Origin of the sequence: Microbacterium sp. BH-3-3-3 (assembly GCF_001792815.1) — a bacterium.
Lineage (GTDB): Bacteria > Actinomycetota > Actinomycetes > Actinomycetales > Microbacteriaceae > Microbacterium.
On record NZ_CP017674.1, the window covers coordinates 2,431,906 to 2,448,366 of the forward strand.

A 16,461-nucleotide genomic window follows, 5' to 3' on the forward strand; every position below is an offset into this window, starting at 1 on the left:
ACGGACGGTCTTCGAAGGAGAACCCGTGGCGACTTCCGCCCTTCCCCGCCTCGCCGGCGGACAGCGCAGCGACTGGCTCGCCGTCGCCGATGCGCTGCTCACCGCCGCGCAGCGCCACGCGAGCCCCGGTCGCGGACGCATCGTCTTCCCCGGCGAAGAGGGCGGATACGGCGCCGCCGTCGACGGCCTCGAGGGGTTCGCCCGCGTCTTCCTCCTCGCCGGGTTCCGCATCGCCGGGGCGCGCGGCCAGGGCGTCGACGACCTCATCGCCTTCTTCACCGCCGGCGTGCGCACCGGCGTCGACCCCGAGGCCCCCGACCGCTGGGTGCGCATGGACGAGCACGCGCAGGCCAAGGTCGAGGCGGCATCGCTCGCCCTCGCCCTCGACCTCACGCGCGACTGGATCTGGGACGCCCTCGACGCGCGCACCCGCGAGCGGGTCATCGCCTACCTCGCCCCCGTCGTCGGAGACGAGACCTACCCGCAGACCAACTGGGTGTGGTTCCGCATCGTGGTCGAGACCTTCCTGCGCTCGGTCGGCGGCCCCTGGTCGGCGTCCGACATCGCCGCCGACCTGGCCCGGCACGACTCGTTCGCCCGCGCCGACGGGTGGATGTCCGACGGGGAAGAACGCGCGTACGACCACTACGTGGGGTGGGCGCTGCACGTGTACCCCGTGCTGTGGCCGCGCATGACCGGCGCCGAGGCCCTCGCGGGCGACCGCGCCGCGGCCGACGTGGCGCTCCTGGACCGCTTCCTCGTCGACGCCGTTCGGCTGGTCGGCGCCGACGGCTCGCCGCTGCTGCAGGGACGCAGCCTCATCTACCGCTTCGCCGCCGCCGCCCCCTTCTGGGCCGGTGTGATCGCCGAGGTCCCCTCGACCGGCGCGGGGCGTCTGCGCCACGCGGCCGGCGCGATCGTCGACCACTTCGTGTCGCACGGGGCCCCCGGCGTCGACGGCGTGCTCACCCTCGGATGGCACGGCGAGTGGCGCGCCCTCGCCCAGTCGTACTCGGGTCCCGGCTCGCCGTATTGGGCCGTCAAGGGTCTGATGGGCATCGCCCTGCCCGCCGACCACCCGGTGTGGGCGGCGCCCGACGAGCCCCTCCCCGTCGTCGAGGTCGACGACCTGCGGGCCGTGGCCGCCGCCGGCTGGATCGTTTCGGGAACGCGGGCCGACGGGATCGTGCGCGTGATCAACCACGGCACCGACAAGGCGCGCCCCGGGGCTCGCAGCGCCGACTCTCCGCTGTACGCCCGCATCGGCTACTCCACGGCCACCGCGCCGCTGCTCGACGAGCTCGCCTGGACCGACCCCCTCGAACAGGCCGTCGCCCTGGTCGACGCGTCGGGCCGCGCGACACACCGCACGGCGCTCGTGCCCCTGGGCGCGCACGTGGTCGACGGGGTGGGAGTCGCGGCGTCGACGTCGGACGTGCACACGGTGGATGCCGTTCCCACCGCGCACCGCCACGGTGCCGGTCTCACGGGCTCGGTGAACCACGTCGGCCGGGTGACGGTGCGCTCGCTCGTGCGCGGCGCCTGGGAGGTGCGCATCGTCTCGGTCGACGACCTCGCCCCCGGCATCGACGTCGACACCCTGCGGGTGCGCGTCGGCGGGTGGCCGATCGCGGGCGCCGACCCCGCGCACTCCACCGACACGGGTGCCGCCGAGGTGCGTTCGCACGGCCGGGTGTCCGGCATCCGGGCCCTCACCCCCGACGCCACCTCGCGCGTGATCGTGCGCCGCCACGCCAGCCCGCTCGGCGAGGTCGCCGTGGTGCCGGTGCTGACGTGGGACGCGCAGGTCGGCCGGCCCTTCGTCGCCCTCGTCTCGCTGAGCGGCGACACCACGGCCGACACCCGCGACGCCGCGTTCGAGATCGAGGGCGACGAGCCCGTCGCCGTCGTCACCTGGCCCGACGGCCGGTGCACGCGCACCCCTCTCACAGACTCCGGAGCCTCTCGATGGGCGCACCGGCATTCACGGGCCCGCACCGGAGCCCCGTACGCAATCGCAAAGGAGCAGCACGTATGAAGCGCAAGATCGTCGTCGCGACCGGGATGGGCATTGTCGCCGCCCTGTCGCTGACCGCCTGCAGTGGGGGATCCTCGGACGCCGCCGCCGAGGGTGGCCCCGTCACGCTGTCGATGTCGGGATGGAGCCTCAGCACCACGCCGGAGTTCCAGGCCCTCGCCGACAAGTTCCACGAAGACAACCCCGACGTCACGATCGAGGTCAAGGAGTACGACTCCACCAACTACGACACCCTCATGACGGCCGACCTGGCCGCGGGCACCGGCCCCGACATCGTGACGCAGAAGAACCTCAAGACCTTCATCACGTACCAGGCCGGCGGTCAGCTCGCCGACGTCTCCGACGTGACGCTGCCCGACGGCATCGGCGGCGCCGACGCCTACGACGTCGACGGCTCCACCTGGGCCGTGCCGTACCGCCAGGACTCCTGGGTGCTCTTCTACAACAAGGACCTCTTCACGCAGGCCGGCGTCGCCGAGCCCGACGGGTCGTGGACCTGGGACGACTACGAGAAGGCCGCCGAAGAGCTGACCACCCAGCTCGGCGCCGCCGGCTCCGCCGCCCTCGGCACCTACCAGCACAACTGGCAGTCGACGGTGCAGGGCTTCGCCAACGCGCAGAGCCCCGACGTGAACATCCTCGACGGCGAGTTCGGCTACCTCGAGCCCTACTACGAGCGTTCGCTCGCCCTGCAGCAGGCGGGCGCGCAGGTCGAGTACAACACCGTCACCGCCAACAAGCTCACCTACCAGGCCGAGTTCGGCAAGCAGCAGGCGGCCATGATGCCCATGGGCACCTGGTACGCGGCCACGCTCATCGCCCAGCAGGCCAAGGGCGAGGCCGACGCCTTCTCGTGGGGCTTCGCGCCCATCCCGCAGTTCGACTCGTCGACGGCCGGCACCTCGAAGACGCCGGTGACCTTCGGCGACCCGACCGGGTTCGCCGTGAACAAGGCGGCGGATGCCACCAAGCTCGCCGCCGCGAAGAAGTTCCTCGCCTTCGCCGCCGGTGAAGAGGGCGCGCAGGTGCTCGCGGGCCTCGGCATCACGCCGGCCTTCACCAGCGACACCGTCGCCCAGACGTACTTCGCGGTGAAGGGCGCCCCCGCCGACGAGCTGTCGTCGTTCGCGTGGTCGTCGCACGACACCAAGCCCGAGAACCCCACCTCGGCCAAGACCGCGGCCGTGCAGAACATCCTGCTCGACCTGCACACCGCCGTGATGTCGGGTTCGACGTCGATCGAAGACGCCATCTCGACCGCCGAGAACCGCGTCAAGAGCGAGGTCGGCGTCGGCTGACGCGACCACCGGTGGCCGGCCCGGCGCCCACGTCCGGGCCGGCCACCCCTGAGATCCCCTCGAGATCTGGAGACACCATGGCGACCATCGCCGACACGCGCCCGCGGGCGCCGAAGACCGGGCGTCACGGCGAGCGACGCCGCTCGCGGCTGACGCTGCGCAGCACCCTCATCGGGTGGAGCTTCATCCTCCCCAACTTCCTCGGCTTCGCCGCCCTGACGCTCGTGCCCGTCGTGACGCTGTTCTACATGTCGATGACGAACTGGAACGTCTTCGGCTCGTCGGCGTTCGTGGGCCTGGCCAACTTCGAGCGACTGTTGGGCGACGGCAGCTTCCGCATCGCCCTGTTCAACACGCTCTACTACGCGGCGCTGCACATCCCGCTGACGATGATCGTCGCGCTGGGACTCGCGCTGCTGCTGAACAACAAGCTGCGCGGGGTCGCGTTCTTCCGCACCGCGGCGTTCTTCCCCTACATCACCTCGATCGTCGCGATCGCCGTGGTGTGGAACCTGCTCTTCAGCCCCGAGTACGGCCCCATCAACGAGATCCTGCGCTTCTTCGGGCTGCAGAACCCGCCCGGATGGCTCACCTCGTCGGAGTGGGCCATGCCCGCCGTCGTCATCATCAGTACCTGGCGCGACATGGGGTACTACATGATCCTCTTCCTCGCGGGGCTGCAGACCATCCCGCGCGAGCTGCAGGAGGCGGCCCGCGTCGACGGCGCCAACGTCTGGCAGCGCTTCGTGAACGTCACCCTCCCGTGCCTGCGGCCGACCACGTTCTTCGTCACGGTGATGCTCACCATCAACTCGTTCAAGATCTTCGACCTGATCCTCGTGATGACCCAGGGCGGGCCCGGGCAGTCCACGCTCGTGCTCTCGCAGTTCATCTACCAGAAGGGCTTCCAGGAGAACCAGTTCGGGTACGCCTCGGCGGCCTCGATCGTGCTCTTCCTGCTGTGCATCGTGGTGACCCTGGTGCAGTTCTTCCTCAACAAGAAGCGGGACGCCTGATGACCGATCTCCTCGTTCCCGACGCGACCCGCACGCTCGTGACGGCCGGCGCCAAGCCGCCGCGTCGCCGACCTGTCGCCGGCTCCGCGCGACCCGTCCGCCGGGTGGGGCGCATCGTCGGCTACGCCGTGATGATCCTCGCCGCGGCAGCGCTGCTCATGCCGTTCTTCTGGATGATCATGAGCTCGCTGAAGACGCCCAACGACGTGTTCAGCGCTCCCGTGAAGTGGTTCCCCGAGACGTGGGTGTGGAGCAACTACATCGACATCTGGACGCAGTCCGGCATGCTGACGTGGATCCGCAACACCCTCGTGCTGGCGGTCGTCGTGACCTTCCTGCAGGTGCTGACGGGCTCGTTCGCCGCCTACGGCTTCTCGCGCATGCGGTTCCCCGGACGCGACGTGCTGTTCCTCGTGTACATCGGCACGATCGCCGTGCCGTGGCAGTCGTACATGATCCCGCAGTTCATCCTGCTCTCCAACGCCAAGGTCTCGAACACCCTCTGGGCGATCATCCTCATCCAGGCGTTCGGCGCCTTCGGGGTGTTCCTCATGAAGCAGTACTACGACACCATCCCCGAAGACCTCTCCGAGGCCGCGCGTCTCGACGGCCTCAGCGAGTACGGCATCTGGGCGCGCATCATGGTGCCCCTGTCGGTCCCCGCCATCGCCAGCCTCACCATGCTGACCTTCGTCGGCACGTGGAACGACTACCTCGGGCCGCTGATCTACCTGCGCAGCCCCGACCTCTGGACCATCCAGCTCGGGCTGCAGAGCTTCGTCAGCACGTTGTACGACGCCAACTACGCCCTGCTGTTCGCGGGTCTGACGATGTCGGTCGTGCCGATCGCGATCGTGTTCCTCTTCGGGCAGAAGTACTTCGTCGAGGGCATCGCGACCAGCGGAATGAAGGGCTGAGCCATGCGTCGCATCTCTCACGACACCTACGCGAACATCTTCTCGACGGTCTACCTCGGGCTCATGGTCAATCTGCTGCTGCTGATCGGCTGCGCGCCCCTGGTGTTCCTGCTGCTCACCACCGACCCGGTGATGTCGTGGCCCCTGCTGGCGATCGCCGCTCCCCTCGCCGCGCCCGCCCTCGCCGGGGCTCTGACGGCCTTCCGCGCGCACGGCCTCGGCGACGGACGGGTGATCCGCACCTTCTGGGCGGGGTGGCGCGCCAGCGCCCCGAAGGCCCTGGTCATCGGCGCGCTCGTCGCGGTGGTGCTCGCGATCGTCGTGGTCGACGTGCGCGCCGTGTCGGCGGCATCCTGGGCCGTCGTGGTCGTCCCCCTCTGCGCGACGGTGGCGCTGCTCGCCCTCGCGACGACGCCGGTGGCGCTGACCGCCCTCGTCGAGGCCCCCGGTACGCCGCTGCGCGTGCTGCTCTCGACCGCCGCGGTGCTGGCGGTGCGCCGCTGGTACCTCAGCGCGGTGAGCCTGCTCGTGCTCGCGGGGCAGGCCGTGCTGTTCACCACCTCGCCCGCGCTGGCTCTCGGCCTCACCGCCGCGCCCGCGCTGTACCTCGTCTGGGCCAACGCCCGCTTCGCCCTCCGCCCCGTGCTTCCGGCCGACGCCACCGTCGCCGTCTGATCAGAAGGATTCCCCGAATGACGACCTCCCCTCCCACCGCGCGGGTGGACACCGACCGCGCCATCGCGCAGGTGCTGGCCACGATCCGGGCCAACATCGCCGCGTTCGGCACGCGCTACCCCGACGACACCACCCGGGACAACCGGTACGACCTGCGACCGGCGGTGCCCGGATTCGACGAGGGCGCCAACCGCGGGTGGACCACCAGCTTCTGGCCGGGCATGCAGTGGATCGCCTTCGACCTCACCGGCGACGCCGACTTCCGCGACGCGGCCCTCGCGCACGCCGCCGACTTCGGCCGCCGCGTGCGCGACGAGGAAGACCTCGACACGCACGACCTGGGGTTCCTGTACACGCTGTCGTGCGTGGCCCCGACGCGCCTGCTCGCCGACGACGAGCGTGCGGGGGACGCCCGTGCCGCCGCGCTCTCGGCGGCCGAGGACCTCATGTCGCGGTACCTGCCGTCGGCCGGCGTGATCCAGGCGTGGGGCAACCTCGCCGACCCCGCTCAGCGCGGACGCACGATCATCGACAGCCTCATGAACATGCCGCTGCTCACCTGGGCGGGCGAGCAGACCGGCGATCCCCGCTTCGGCGAGGTCGTCGCCCGGCACACCACCGAGCTGCGTCGACACATCCTGCGGCCCGACGGTTCGACCTTCCACACCTTCTACTGGGATGCCGCGACGGGCGAGCCCCTGCGCGGGGCGACCGAGCAGGGGGCGTTCGACGACTCGTGCTGGGCGCGCGGGCAGGCGTGGGGCATCTACGGCTTCGCGCTGAACCACCGCGCGACCGGCGACGACTCGCTGCTGGCCGCGTCGCGCACGTGCGCGGAGTACTTCCTCGCGCACCTCCCCGCCGACGACGTGCCCTACTGGGACCTCGTCTACAACGACGGCGCCGAGGCCCCCCGCGACAGCTCGGCGGGGGCGATCGCGGTGTGCGGTCTGTACGAGCTCGCCGCCGCCGATCCCGCGAACGCCGAACGGTGGCGCGCGGCGGCCGACCGCATCCTGACCTCGCTCATCGCCCGCTACACCCCGGCCGAGGCCGCCGACGCCGACACGGTGCTGCTGCACAGCGTCTACGACCTGCCCAAGAACGTCGGAGTCGACGAGGGCACCCTCTGGGGCGACTACTTCTACTTCGAGGCGCTCGCCCGCGCCGCCCGTCCCGACTGGCGGCCGGTGTGGTGAGGCTCGCGCGGGTCGCCACCGACGGCGGTGAGCGTTCGATCGCCGTGCTGTCGGCGAGCTCCGGCGACCGCCTGCTCGACCTCGGCCCCCGGCCGCTGCCCGAGCTGTTCGCCGAGCTCGACGGCATCCGGGATCTCGTCGCCACCGCGGATGCCGAGACCCTGCCGCCGCTCGACCCCTCGGCGCTGCGCGCGCCGGTGGTGCCGCGCTCGCTGCTGTGCCTCGGGTACAACTACCGCGGGCACGTGCCCGACGGGGTCGACCCCACCGCCGACGACCCGGCCACGCCGGACGTGTTCGTGAAGACGGCGAACACGCTGGGCGGTCCGGCCGATCCCGTCGTGATCCCCGCCGTGGCCGACGACGTCGACTACGAGGGGGAGATCGCCGTCGTCATCGGCCGACGGGCGCACGGCGTGCCGCTCGACGACGCCCTGTCGTACGTCGCGGGCTACACCCTGCTCAACGACGTGTCCGACCGGTCGTGGCAGCGCCGACAGAGCCAGTGGGCGCTGGGCAAGTGCTTCGACGGGTTCGCGCCGCTGGGGCCCTGGATGGTCACCGCCGACGAGATCGACCCGCAGGACCTCGTTGTCGAGGTCGTGCGCGACGGGCAGGTCACCGTGTCGCAGTCGACGGCGACGACGATCTTCTCGGTCGCCTTCGTCGTGCACTACCTCAGCCAGGTGCTGACCCTCGAGCCCGGCGACGTCGTCTCGACCGGCACGCCGCAGAAGCTGGCCGCCGCACAAGCCGCGCACCGACCGCTCGCCCCCGGCGACGCCGTGACCGTGCGCGTCGCGGGGATCGGCGAGCTGACCACCGTCTTCACCTCACCCTCGGGAGCACCCGCATGATCCTCGACACCTTCCGCCTCGACGGCCGCGTCGCCGTCGTCACCGGCTCGAGCCGCGGCCTCGGCCAGGGCGCGGCCCTTGCGCTCGCCGAGGCGGGCGCCGATCTCGTGCTCATCGACCGCGGCGACGCCGAGCACACCGCGGAACTCGCTCGCGGGCTCGGTCGGCGCGTGCACACCGTGCACCGCGACTTCGTCTCGGCCACACGCGACGAGCTCGCCGCGGCGATCGACGAGGCGGTCGACGTCCTCGGCCGCGTCGACATCCTCGTCAACAACGCCGGCACCATCCGCCGCGCCCCCGCCGCCGAGCACGGCGCCGCCGACTGGGACGACGTGCTCGCCGTCAACCTCGACGCCGTGTTCCACCTCTCGCAGGCCGCCGGCCGTCGCATGATCGCGCAGGGCTGGGGGCGCATCGTCAACGTCGCCTCGATGCTGTCGTTCCAGGGCGGCATCCTCGTGCCCGGCTACGCGGCCTCCAAGCACGCCGTCGCGGGACTCACCAAAGCGCTCGCCAACGAGTGGGCGGCCTCGGGGGTCACCGTCAACGCGATCGCCCCGGGCTACATGGCGACCGACAACACCGCCCCCATCCGCGCCGACGCCGACCGCGAGGCCTCGATCCTCGCGCGCATCCCCGCCGGACGCTGGGGGACCCCGGGCGACCTGCAGGGCGCGTTCGTGTTCCTCGCCTCCGATGCCGCCGCCTACGTCACCGGCACGGTGATCCCCGTCGACGGCGGCTGGCTCGTGCGCTGACACCGCCCGCTCCGCCCCTCGCCTTCCCGACCCCGAACCCCAGGAGAATCGCATGACCGCCTCCATCCCCCAGCGCTACGCGACCCACCCCGCGCAGATCCCCGGCATGGACACCGCCGACCTGCGCGAGCGTTTCCTCATCGACGACCTCTTCGTCGCCGGCGAGGTGCGGTTGACCTACACGCACCACGACCGCATCGTGCTGGGCGGTGCCGTGCCGGCGGGCGCTCCGCTGCCCCTCACCGGTTATCCCGAGATCCGCAGCGAGTACTTCCTCGAGCACCGCGAGGTGGGCATCGTCAACGTCGGCGGGGCCGGCACCGTCACCGCCGACGGCGAGGTGTACGAGCTCGTCACCGGTGCGTGCCTGTACCTGGGACGCGGCATCCGCGACGTCGTGTTCGCCGACGCGGGCACCGACGCCGACGGGGCGCAGTTCTATCTCTTCTCGGCGCCCGCGCACACGAGCTACCCCGCGGCGCTGGTGTCGCCCGGTGAGGGAACGGTGCGCGAGCTCGGCGACCAGGTCACGAGCAACCGTCGCACCCTGAACCAGTACATCCACGAGAACGGCGTGCAGAGCTGCCAGATCGTCATGGGCGTGACCCAGCTGCACCCGGGCTCGATGTGGAACACGATGCCGGCCCACACGCACGACCGGCGCACCGAGTGCTACCTCTACTTCGACGTGCCCGCCGACGCCCGCGTCGTGCACCTGATGGGCGAGCGCGACGAGACCCGTCACCTCATCGTGGGCGACCGCCAGGCCGTCATCTCGCCGAGCTGGTCGCTCCACTCGGGTGTCGGCACGGCGGCGTACTCGTTCGTGTGGGCGATGGCGGGCGAGAACCAGGCCTTCGACGACATGGATGCCGCGCCCATCACCGACCTGCGCTGATGACGGGGGTGCTGCTCGCCGTCGGCGAGACGATGGCGATGCTCGCGCCCTCCGATGGGGGAGGGGTCGTCGATGCCGCGGCCTTCCTCGTCGACGCGGGCGGGGCGGAATCGAACGTCGCCGCCCACGCCGCCGCCCTCGGGATGACGGCGCGCTGGCACAGTCGCCTCGGCGCCGACGCCCTCGGCGATCGCGTGCAGCGGCAGGTCGCCGCTCGGGGCGTCGACGCGGCGTCGGTCGTTCGTGACCCCGACCGCCCCACCGGGCTGTACGTGAAGGACCCGGGCCGGGGCGTGCGGTACTACCGCCGCGGGTCGGCGGCCTCGGCCCTCGCCGAGGACGATGCCGACGACCTGGCCCTCGACGGGGTCGACGTGCTGCACGTCTCGGGGATCACCGCCGCCCTGTCGTCGTCCGCCCGGGCGTTCCTCGTCGCGGCGATGGCGCGGGCGCGTGCGCTCGGGGTCACGGTGAGCTTCGACGTGAACCACCGCGCGGCGCTGTGGTCGGCGGCGGACGCGGGCCCCGTCCTCGCCGACCTCGCAACGGCCGCCGACGTCGTCTTCGTCGGCCGCGACGAGGCCGAGACGCTGTGGGCGACCCCGCGCGACAGCGACGTGCGGGCGCTTCTCGACGGCGTCGCGGAACTCGTCGTGAAAGACGGCGACGTCGGCGCCACGGCCTTCCACGGCGAGGCGCGCACGTTCGTCCCGGCGCTGCGGGTCGAGGTGCTCGACGCGGTGGGGGCCGGAGACGCCTTCGCCGGCGGGTACCTCGCCGCCCGCTCCCGCGGGCTCGGGGTCGCCGATCGGCTCGCCGCGGGACACGAACGCGCGGCACTGACCCTGCGCACCCTCGGCGACTCCCTGCACGACACGGCCGCCCTGCCGGCATCCACTCTTCGCACTCTCGATCGGAGCGACCATGCTTCCCGCTGACGACACCACCGCCTTCTTCGACGCCCGGTTCGCGGGAGCCCCACTCATGGCGATCCTGCGCGGCATGGGCCGCGAGCGGTCGCTCGCGGTGGCGGCCACCGCGTGGAACCTCGGCATCGACGCCGTCGAGGTGCCCCTCCAGACCCCCGCCGACGAAGAGGCGCTGCGGGCGGTGTGCGCCGCCGCGGCCGAGCGCGGGCTGCGCGTGTGCGCCGGCACGATCGTCGACCCGGCGCAGGTGCCCGTCGCCCAGGCCGCGGGCGCGGCGTACCTCGTCTCACCGGGCCTCGACCCGGCCGTGGTGGCCGCGGCGCGGGCGCATGGCATCCCGGTCCTGCCGGGGGTGGCGACGCCCAGCGAGGTGCAGCTCGCGGTGTCGCTGGGGCTCCGCTGGCTCAAGGCGTTCCCCGCCTCGTGGCTGGGTCCGGCGTGGTTCCGCGTGATCCGCGGGCCGTTCCCCGACGTGCGGTTCGTGGCCACCGGGGGACTCGACGCCGGCAACGCGGCCGAGTTCCTGGATGCCGGGGTGCGCGTCGCCGCGGTCGGATCAGCGCTCGAAGACCCCGCGCAGCTCCCGCGCCTCGCCACCCTGCTCACCCGCCCGTCTTAGCCCCCCACCGCCCCCGCGCGTGGCACCTCGCGCACATCCGTGCAAGCCCGCGCCGACCTCGGCGTGCCCGGGGGAGGATGGAAGCATCCGCATCGACCCCTCCTGAGGAGACCCATGCACGTCAACGCCTACGCGGCGTCGTCCGCGACTTCGCCCCTCGAGCCCACGACCATCGAGCGTCGTGACGTCGGCCCGAAGGACGTCCTGATCGACATCGCCTACGCCGGCATCTGCCACTCCGACATCCACACCATCCGCGGCGAGTGGGGCGACGTGCCCTACCCCCTGACGGTGGGCCACGAGATCGTCGGAACGGTCGCCGAGATCGGCTCCGAGGTCACCTCGCACAAGGTCGGCGACCGCGTCGGCGTCGGCTGCATGGTCAACTCGTGCCGCGAGTGCGACAACTGCCTCGCCGGCGAGGAGCAGTACTGCGAGAAGGGCAACATCGGCACGTACGCCGGTAAGGACGTCGACGGCTCGATCACGCAGGGCGGCTACAGCGAGAAGATCGTCGTCGACGAGCACTTCGTGCTGCGCGTCCCCGAGTCAATTCCCTACGACAAGGCCGCCCCGCTGCTGTGCGCCGGCATCACGACCTACTCGCCGCTGAACCACTGGAACGCCGGCCCCGGCAAGAAGGTCGCCATCGTCGGCCTCGGCGGTCTCGGCCACATGGCCGTCAAGATCGCCCACGCCATGGGCGCCGAGGTCACGGTGCTCTCGCAGACGCTGAGCAAGAAGGACGACGGCCTCAAGATGGGCGCCGACCACTACTACGCGACCAAGGACGAAGAGACCTTCGCGACGCTGAAGAACACCTTCGACCTCATCGTCAACACCGTCAGCGCCCCCCTCGAGCTGAAGAAGTACCTCGGACTGCTCACGCTCAACGGCACGATGGTCAACGTCGGCGCCCCGCCGGAGCCGCTGCCCATCCAGGTCTTCACGTTGTTCACGAACCGTCGCTCGTTCGCCGGTTCGTCGATCGGCGGCATCCGTGAGACCCAGGAGATGCTCGACTTCTGCGCCGAGAACGGCATCGCCCCCGAGGTCGAGGTCATCTCGGCCGACCAGATCAACGAGGCCTACGAGCGCGTGCTGAAGAGCGACGTGCGCTACCGCTTCGTCATCGACGCGGCGACCTTCGCGTCCTGATCCCGATCGCCCCGGCCCCGACGCTCCGCGGAGCGCCGGGGCCGCGGCATCCCGTCTCGGGCACGCCTGCGTGGCAGACGCCCTTGTTCGCCCCGCCCTCCGGCGCGCGGGCCCGCGCCACCCGCGCGCGGGCCCCGGCCACCGGCGCGGGCCCCGGCCCCCCGCGCATAAACGCTCTTCCTGCGCATGAACGCGCAGGCGTCGTGTTTATGCGCAGGAATAGCGTTTATGGATGCCATAACCCCGGCCCGCGACGCGCCCGGCCCGCGACTCTCCGCGGAGCGCCGGGGCCGCGGCATCCCGTCGCGGGCACGCGCGGCAGACGCCTTTGTTCGCCCCCTCCGGCGTGCGGGCCCCGGCCCCCCGCGCGCGGCCCGGGCCACCCGCGCATAAACGCTCTTCCTGCGCACAAACGCGCAGGCGTCGTGTTTATGCGCAGGAATAGCGTTTATGGATGCCATAACCCCGGCCGGCGACGCGCCCCGGCCCGGGCGCAACCCCGACCCGCGACGCGCACCCGACCCGCGCGCCCCCGACCCGCGACGCGCCCCCGACCCGCGACGCGCCCCCGACCCGCGACGCGCCCCCGACCCGCGACGCGCCCCGGCCCGCAACGCGCCCCGGCCCGCAACGCGCCCGGGCCCGCGACGTGCCCCGGCCCGCGAGCAGCACGAGAAAGCGGCGCCGCCCCGAAGGGCGACGCCGCTTTCTCGCGCGTCAGGCCTGGCCGAGAGCGGCGGACACGACCGCGCGGGCCTCTTCCTGCACCTCGCGCAGGTGGTCTTCGCCGCGCAGCGACTCCGCGTACAGCTTGTAGACGTCTTCGGTGCCCGAGGGGCGCGCGGCGAACCAGGCCGACTCGGTCTGCACCTTGAGGCCGCCGATCGCCGCGCCGTTACCCGGAGCGTGCGAGAGCTTGGCGACGATCGGCTCGCCGGCCAGCTCGGTGGCGCTCACGGCATCGGGCGACAGCTTCGACAGCGTCGACTTCTGCGCGGGCGTCGCGGGAGCATCGACGCGCTGGTAGGCCGAGGCGCCGAACTCGGCCTCGAGCTCGGCGTACCGCTGCGACGGCGTCTTGCCGGTGACGGCGAGGATCTCGGCGGCGAGGAGGCACAGCAGGATGCCGTCTTTGTCGGTGGTCCAGACCGTGCCGTCTTTGCGCAGGAACGACGCCCCGGCCGACTCCTCGCCGCCGAAGGCGACGGAGCCGTCGAGCAGCCCCGGCACGAACCACTTGAAGCCCACGGGCACCTCGAGCAGCGTCTTGCCGAGCGAGGCGGCGACCTTGTCGATGATCATCGACGACACGAGCGTTTTGCCGATCGCGGCGTCGGCGGGCCAGCCCGGACGGTGCGAGAACAGGTAGTCGATCGCGACAGCCAGGTAGTGGTTGGGGTTCATCAGTCCCGCGTCGGGCGTCACGATGCCGTGGCGGTCGGCATCGGCGTCGTTGCCCGTGAGGATGTCGTAGTCGGCGCGCGCGGCGACGAGCGAGGCCATGGCCGACGGCGACGAGGGATCCATGCGGATCTTCTCGTCCCAGTCGAGCGTCATGAACTTCCAGGTCGGGTCGACCTCGGGGTTCACGACGGTGAGGTCGAGGCCGTACACCTCGGCGATGAGCGCCCAGTACTCCACCGAGGCCCCGCCGAGCGGGTCGGCGCCCATGCGGACGCCCGCGCTCTTGATGGCGTCGATGTCGATGATGGATGCCAGATCCCGCACGTACGCGTCGCGGAAGTCGTACTGGCCGAGGTTCTCGAGGTCGATGTCGGCGTGGCGAGTGCGCTGCACGCCCGACAGGCCCGCGGCGATCAGTTCGTTCGCACGGTCGGCGATCCAGCCGGTGGCGTCGGTGTCGGCGGGGCCGCCGTGCGGCGGGTTGTACTTGAAGCCGCCGTCGCGCGGAGGGTTGTGCGAGGGGGTCACGACGATGCCGTCGGCGCGGCCCGGGTCGTCGGCCGCGCGGCCCTTGTTGTAGGCGAGGATCGCGTGGCTGAGAGCGGGCGTCGGCACCCACGCGTCGCGGGAATCGACGCGCACGTCGACGCCGTTGGCGACGAGCACCTCGATGGCGCTGCGCTCGGCGGGCAGCGAGAGTCCGTGGGTGTCGCGGCCGAGGAACAGGGGCCCCGTGATGCCCTGCGCCGCGCGGTAGTCGACGATCGCCTGGGTGGTGGCGAGGATGTGGTCTTCGTTGAAGCTGGTGCTCAGCGACGAGCCCCGGTGACCACTGGTGCCGAAGGCGACGCGCTGCTCGGGCACCGCGGCATCCGGTTTGCGGTCGTAATACGCCGCGATCAGTTCGTCGATGTCGATGAGATCGGATGCCTCTGCGGGCTTCCCTGCGCGACTGCTCATGCGCCCAGTCTGCCCGCTGCGTCCGACATGCGCACACGCCGTGACGCAATTCTGCGGGAATCCCTTGCTCGGTGCACCGCTTCCGATCGTGCGCACGACGCTCGCCGCCGGGCCCGTTCGACGGTGAGGGGGCGGTCGAATCGCGCCGCCACAGACCGACACCCCACTCGACACCCGTCGTCACTACACTCCGACCATGAGACGTATGTCGTGGGGGGCCCGCTTCGTCGGGATCGGACTTGTCGTGGCGGCGATCGTGGCGATCGTGAAGGGGAAACCGAGCGGAGTGACCGCACCGTCGGTCCCCGTTCCCGACAACCCGCTGTGGAAGGGGACGATGAAGCCTGCTCCCGTCCCCGAGCAGAACGTCGTCCTCAGCCTGCCGAAGGACATGTACCGGCACGCGGGGGCCCCGACCGAGTGGTGGTGGCACATCGGGACGCTCCGGGCGGGCGACCGCGTGTTCGGTTTCGACATCAACGCCGCATCCTTCACCGGCCAGCACTTCGGCATGTCGCAGATCTCGCTGAGCGACGTGCAGGGCGACCGTCATTACGAGCGCACGCAGGTCTACGGCCCGACGCCCATCGGGGTGTTCGACGTCCACACCTGGGCCGAGGGCGACCCGTCGAAGCCGTGGTACGCGCGACTCGGTGATCCGACATGGCTCGTCGGCGGGTTCAGCGTCACGAACACCGGCTCCGGCTACACCGAGGCGCCCTCGGTCCACTTCGAGGGTGACGGCACCGGGGCCTCGGCCGTCGCGATCCTCGACGACGAGGGCGGAGTGACCCAGATCATCCTGCTCAAGCCCGGCTCGGGGTACACGACCACCCCGACCGTGACCCTCGTCGGAGGCGGCGGCTCGGGGGCCACCGCCGTGGCCGTGCGGCATTCCGTCGTCATGACGGCGCCCCAAGCCGACCCGACGCGCGACATCTCGGTGACGGCCGTCCTCCAGGACGCCAAGACGCTGGACGAGGTCGAGTTCGACCTCACGTTCTCTCAGCAGGGTCGACCGATGTTCGTCTTCGGAACGGGCGTGGAGCCCAGCGCGACGAGCCAGAGCCTGAAGAAGGACAACTACTACTTCTCCTTCACCCGGCTGAAGGCATCCGGCACCATCACCTTCGGGGGCGAGACCTTCGAGGTGACCGGCACCACCTGGATGGACCACGAGTACGGGTTCTTCGGCGGCAACTCGTCGGACACCCGCGTGCGCTGGCTGCTGCAGGACATCCAGCTCGACAACGGGTACACGCTGTCGACCGCGGGCATGATCGGCGAGGGGTACAAGCCCGAGATCGGGGTGTCGGTCGACGCGTTCGCCACGATCCAGGAACCGGACGGTCAGATCTACTACGTCGCCAGCACGATGACCCCGGTCGGTGAGCTGTGGACGAGCCCCTCGACCGGCAACAGCTACGCGCAGCAGTTCCGGGTGGAGATCCCGTCGTTCGACGCCGACATGCTGATCTCGACGCGGCTCCAGGACCAGGAGTTCTCGGCGAGCGGCGCGCCGATCTACGAGGGCACCGCCGAACCGACGGGCACCTTCCTCGGCGAGAGCGTCTCGGGAGACGCGTGGATCGAGCAGGCGTTCTAGACACGGCGCCGATGTTCGGGTGAGACATACTCGTGCCATGACTGAAGTGGACGTCGCGCGCGTAGCGGTCGTCGATGACCACGAACTCGTCGCCCTCGCGATGCAGGGACTGCTCGCCGGCGCCGA

Annotated in this window: 14 protein-coding genes; 13 read left to right on the forward strand and 1 reads right to left on the reverse strand. The window is 71.3% G+C overall.

Annotated elements, in window-relative coordinates; all coding sequences use genetic code 11:
* The first annotated feature begins 25 nt into the window (after positions 1-25).
* From BJP65_RS11185 to BJP65_RS11240, 12 genes are all read left to right on the forward strand, one after another.
* Positions 26-2,038 (forward strand): DUF2264 domain-containing protein, encoded by a 2,013-nt coding sequence (locus tag BJP65_RS11185; RefSeq protein ID WP_070409201.1) that lies wholly within the window; start codon positions 26-28, stop codon positions 2,036-2,038.
* Positions 2,035-3,336, forward strand: coding sequence for an ABC transporter substrate-binding protein (locus BJP65_RS11190; protein ID WP_070409202.1), 1,302 nt, complete (start codon positions 2,035-2,037; stop codon positions 3,334-3,336). The genes BJP65_RS11185 and BJP65_RS11190 overlap by 4 nt, the downstream gene beginning before the upstream one ends.
* Before the next feature lie 77 nt (positions 3,337-3,413).
* Positions 3,414-4,352, forward strand: coding sequence for a carbohydrate ABC transporter permease (locus BJP65_RS11195; RefSeq protein WP_055832911.1), 939 nt, complete (start codon positions 3,414-3,416; stop codon positions 4,350-4,352).
* Positions 4,352-5,269: a carbohydrate ABC transporter permease gene (locus BJP65_RS11200; protein WP_055832913.1), complete on the forward strand. Its 918-nt coding sequence runs from the start codon at positions 4,352-4,354 to the stop codon at positions 5,267-5,269. Before BJP65_RS11195 ends, BJP65_RS11200 begins: the two co-directional genes overlap by 1 nt.
* Positions 5,270-5,272: 3 nt before the next feature.
* Positions 5,273-5,944, forward strand: coding sequence for a ferredoxin-NADPH reductase (locus tag BJP65_RS11205; RefSeq protein ID WP_070409203.1), 672 nt, complete (start codon positions 5,273-5,275; stop codon positions 5,942-5,944).
* 17 nt (positions 5,945-5,961) lie between these two features.
* Entirely contained in the window at positions 5,962-7,143 is a 1,182-nt protein-coding gene (locus tag BJP65_RS11210; protein ID WP_070409204.1) for a glycoside hydrolase family 88 protein, read from the forward strand.
* The gene (locus BJP65_RS11215) at positions 7,137-8,000 is read left to right on the forward strand and encodes a fumarylacetoacetate hydrolase family protein (protein WP_083285821.1); all 864 of its coding nucleotides are present in this window, start codon (positions 7,137-7,139) and stop codon (positions 7,998-8,000) included. Before BJP65_RS11210 ends, BJP65_RS11215 begins: the two co-directional genes overlap by 7 nt.
* Complete coding sequence (gene kduD / locus BJP65_RS11220) at positions 7,997-8,761, forward strand: 2-dehydro-3-deoxy-D-gluconate 5-dehydrogenase KduD (RefSeq protein WP_070409205.1); 765 nt, start codon at positions 7,997-7,999, stop codon at positions 8,759-8,761. Before BJP65_RS11215 ends, kduD begins: the two co-directional genes overlap by 4 nt.
* 52 nt (positions 8,762-8,813) lie before the next feature.
* A complete protein-coding gene (kduI, locus tag BJP65_RS11225) occupies positions 8,814-9,659 on the forward strand; it encodes a 5-dehydro-4-deoxy-D-glucuronate isomerase (protein ID WP_070409206.1) in 846 nt (281 codons plus the stop codon).
* Positions 9,659-10,597, forward strand: coding sequence for a sugar kinase (locus tag BJP65_RS11230; protein WP_070409207.1), 939 nt, complete (start codon positions 9,659-9,661; stop codon positions 10,595-10,597). The genes kduI and BJP65_RS11230 overlap by 1 nt, the downstream gene beginning before the upstream one ends.
* Positions 10,584-11,207, forward strand: a complete 624-nt coding sequence (locus BJP65_RS11235; protein WP_070409208.1) for a bifunctional 4-hydroxy-2-oxoglutarate aldolase/2-dehydro-3-deoxy-phosphogluconate aldolase — start codon at positions 10,584-10,586, stop codon at positions 11,205-11,207. The genes BJP65_RS11230 and BJP65_RS11235 overlap by 14 nt, the downstream gene beginning before the upstream one ends.
* 114 nt (positions 11,208-11,321) lie before the next feature.
* Entirely contained in the window at positions 11,322-12,365 is a 1,044-nt protein-coding gene (locus BJP65_RS11240; RefSeq protein ID WP_055940535.1) for an NAD(P)-dependent alcohol dehydrogenase, read from the forward strand.
* 717 nt (positions 12,366-13,082) lie between these two features.
* On the opposite strand, the gene pgm is transcribed toward BJP65_RS11240, so the two are convergent.
* Positions 13,083-14,729 carry a phosphoglucomutase (alpha-D-glucose-1,6-bisphosphate-dependent) gene (gene pgm / locus BJP65_RS11245; protein ID WP_070409209.1) on the reverse strand — a complete coding sequence of 549 codons (1,647 nt, stop codon included), beginning with the start codon at positions 14,727-14,729 and terminating at the stop codon, positions 13,083-13,085.
* 196 nt (positions 14,730-14,925) lie between these two features.
* Here pgm and BJP65_RS11250 point away from each other — a divergent pair, with 196 nt between their 5' ends.
* Positions 14,926-16,335, forward strand: coding sequence for a lipocalin-like domain-containing protein (locus BJP65_RS11250; protein ID WP_083285822.1), 1,410 nt, complete (start codon positions 14,926-14,928; stop codon positions 16,333-16,335).
* Positions 16,336-16,461: the final 126 nt, after the last annotated feature.